We start from the raw sequence: 2799 nt of genomic DNA on the forward strand, positions 1-2799 counted from the left end.
CGTCGCCACGCGCTACGAGAAGTCCGCCTCGTCCTTCCTCGGCGTCCTGCACCTCGCCGCTACCCTCGACTGGCTCAGGCGCTAACAGGACCTAGGCCTCCCCGAAGCCGAGACGCTGCTCGGTGAGACCCTTGAGGAGGAGAAGCGTACCGACCTTCTCCTGACTCAAATAGCCGAAGGCTTTGACGCCCTTGAAGGCGACGAGGAGGGGGGCGAGGAGATGCCGCAGGAGGACAAGGCTGCGCCGAACCGTGCCTCGCGTGGCAAGAAGGGCAAGACCTGAGGTGAACCACGTGCCGCGGGCCTTGCTGGTCCCGTGGCGCGTCGTTCTCAAGCGCTCCCGGTATGGGCAATCTCTGGAACGATCACTCGGCGAGGCGGCTATCCGCGACGACCGGAGGGCTATGCGGGACAGCACCGACAACCTCCAAGTCCAGCCCGGTATTCACCCGAGCTATAGGGCGCCGATTGTGCCCGCCGATGCCTAGGAGATCAGGCACCGTCGAGTGCCCGTCTGATCTGCTGCTCCTCAAGGTCAAGCTCCTCTCCCAGTGCCCGGTGAGCTTCGGCATCCATCGTCTCAGCCCGTTCGGCCAGCTTTTCGCGAGCCGCTGCGATGGCCACGAGCCGTAAGCGTTGTTGTGCCTCCAACTGGTCGCTCTTGGTTTCGGGGTCCTGCCCCTCGATGCTCGCCCGATCGGCGCGGACCTCATACTCCTGCACCAGTTCGGCCGCAGCCTCGGTGTGCTCGGTAGTCTCAGTGCCGTCCAGGCGCTTGCAGATTGCGTCCAGCGCGGCCGTCGTGATCTCCGCCCGGGCCTGCGCCGTTTCGGGCTCAGGGAGGGCGGCCGCCTCCTCGATGACGCCGAGCCGCCGGACCACCCATCCCAGGGTCGTCCCCTGGATCACTAGGGTAACGAAGATTGAGCAAAAGGCCAGGAACAGGATGATGTCGCGGCCCGGGAAGGGCTCGGGCAGCGCGAGGGCTGCAGCCAGGCTGACCACGCCGCGCATTCCCGTCCAGGAGACGACGGCCGCGTGGCGCCAGGGTGTCGGGTCCTGTTCCCGCAGCTCTCGCGACAGAGCGCGCGGTACCCAGGCCGAGGCGAATACCCAGACGAAGCGGCCCGCAATGAGGGTGACCGACATGGCCACTGCCAGCAAGGCAATCGGCCGGAGGTCATCATCGGCCAGACGCGCGACAATGCCGCGCAGCTGCAGGCCGATGAGGATGAAGACGAGGCTGGTCAGGGTGAATTCAAGGAAATTCCATACTGCCACCAGCTCGATCCGCGTACGTGCGGTGAACTCGCCGTGCTGCTGTCGCCCGAGCAGGAGACCGCAGGTGACGGCCGCGAGCACACCGGAGGCGTGGATCGCCTCGGCCGCGAGATAAGCGGCAAAACCGGCAAGGATGGTGATCGTCAGGTCGAGCAACGTGTCCTCAAGATGGGTGAAGATCCACATCGCGGCCCGGCCGACGATCCAGCCCACGAGCGCTCCCCCGATTGCCACGCCGAAGAACTGCAGCGCGCCCTGCCCATAGCTGACCGTGCCGACGCCGACGGCCGCGACCGCGAACTTGTAGAGCACGAGCGATGAGGCGTCGTTGATCAGGCTCTCGCCTTCCAGCACCGTCACGATCCGCTTGGGCAGCTTGAAGCGGCTCAGGACGGACGCGGCGGCGACGGCGTCGGGCGGGGCCACGATGGCGCCGAGGGTAACGGCGGCCCACCAGGGCAGCGACGGCACGAACAGCTTGGCGGTAATGGCCACCAGCCCCGCCGTGAAGAACACCGCCCCGATTGCCAGCAGCAGGATGGGACGGAGATGGTTACGAAAGGCGGGCCAATCCGTGCGGTAGGCGCTGACCTGCAGGAGAGGCGGCAGGAACAGGGCCAGCACGAGCTCGGGATCGAGGGCCAGCGCCGGCAGCCCTGGGACGAAAGCCAGCCCCATGCCACCAAGCACGAGGGTGACAGCGACAGGAAGATTCAGCCGGTTCGCGAGGACCGCGAGAGCGACGCAGGCCGCGAGAAGCACGAGCAGCAATTCAAAGACATGCATGAGGTTACCGTCCGGTCGGATGTGATGAGCTCAAGGCACTGGTTGTGGCTTAGGTCAGGACCTCGGTTGCTTCCCGTCCACACCCCGACCGCTACTAATGTGACCGGCGGCCCGGCTACCGCCGAAGACAGTGTCCCTCAGCCCTGCCCCGTCTTCAGCTCGACCACGTTGCACTCGCGAAAGCTGGCCAGCGCGGCCTCCAGCAGGTCGTCATCCACCTCTGCCCTCACCACGATCCGGCCCTGACGCAGGCCCTCCGGTCGGTCCCCCTCAGCGGCAGCGGCAGCGTCCGCGCCTGATATCACGGTGCCGGACGAGTTCTCCTCTCCCTCGGCCATCGCCTGCACGCGGTTCCGGTCGAGGTCGTGGTCCTGCACGAGGTGCTCCACGGCCATTTCCGCATCGCGGCGGGTGTCGAAGTAGCCTGTAATAATCTGCGGCATGATCTCGGGCCTCCGTTGTATTCATGAAGCGCGGGACAGCGGCTTCGGATGCCGCACGCAGCTCTGTTTGCAGGCGTTGAGCGTCCTACGGCGGTCAATGAAGGGGCCGCCAGAGTGAACAGGGCGAGTATGGTTGATAGTCGATCGTCAGAGCGGCGGGATCTGCTTATGCATACCCCGCCGTCCGTTTGGCTTCAGCGCTTGGTGGGGTTGGTGCCGCTGATGTTGGTGCCGAGCGCGTCGTCCACCGCACGGCTCGCCATCGTACCGGGCGGGTTGCTGGCCGTCG

3 protein-coding genes and 1 pseudogene are annotated in these 2799 nt (G+C 66.1%); 1 reads left to right on the plus strand and 3 read right to left on the minus strand.

Annotated elements, in window-relative coordinates; all coding sequences use genetic code 11:
• Positions 1-85, plus strand: a pseudogene (locus tag FHS87_RS23080) (IS5-like element ISMex42 family transposase); the annotation flags it as partial.
• 6 nt (positions 86-91) lie between these two features.
• Here the strand turns inward: FHS87_RS23080 and FHS87_RS23085 are convergent.
• From FHS87_RS23085 to FHS87_RS23095, 3 genes are all read right to left on the minus strand, one after another.
• Entirely contained in the window at positions 92-334 is a 243-nt protein-coding gene (locus FHS87_RS23085) for a hypothetical protein (RefSeq protein ID WP_184522206.1), read from the minus strand.
• A gap of 158 nt (positions 335-492) precedes the next feature.
• Positions 493-2067 carry a Na+/H+ antiporter gene (locus FHS87_RS23090; protein WP_184522209.1) on the minus strand — a complete coding sequence of 525 codons (1575 nt, stop codon included), beginning with the start codon at positions 2065-2067 and terminating at the stop codon, positions 493-495.
• 137 nt (positions 2068-2204) lie between these two features.
• A complete protein-coding gene (locus FHS87_RS23095; RefSeq protein ID WP_184522212.1) occupies positions 2205-2510 on the minus strand; it encodes a hypothetical protein in 306 nt (101 codons plus the stop codon).
• Positions 2511-2799: the final 289 nt, after the last annotated feature.

Source organism: Muricoccus pecuniae (assembly GCF_014199205.1).
Taxonomy (GTDB): Bacteria; Pseudomonadota; Alphaproteobacteria; order Acetobacterales; family Acetobacteraceae; genus Roseomonas; species Roseomonas pecuniae.

Excerpts from the sequence above, each read along its gene's own strand:
- FHS87_RS23090 (WP_184522209.1), bottom strand. The coding sequence starts at position 2,067 with ATGCATGTCTTTGAATTGCTGCTCGTGCTTCTCGCGGCCTGCGTCGCT.
- FHS87_RS23095 (WP_184522212.1), bottom strand. The coding sequence starts at position 2,510 with ATGCCGCAGATTATTACAGGCTACTTCGACACCCGCCGCGATGCGGAA.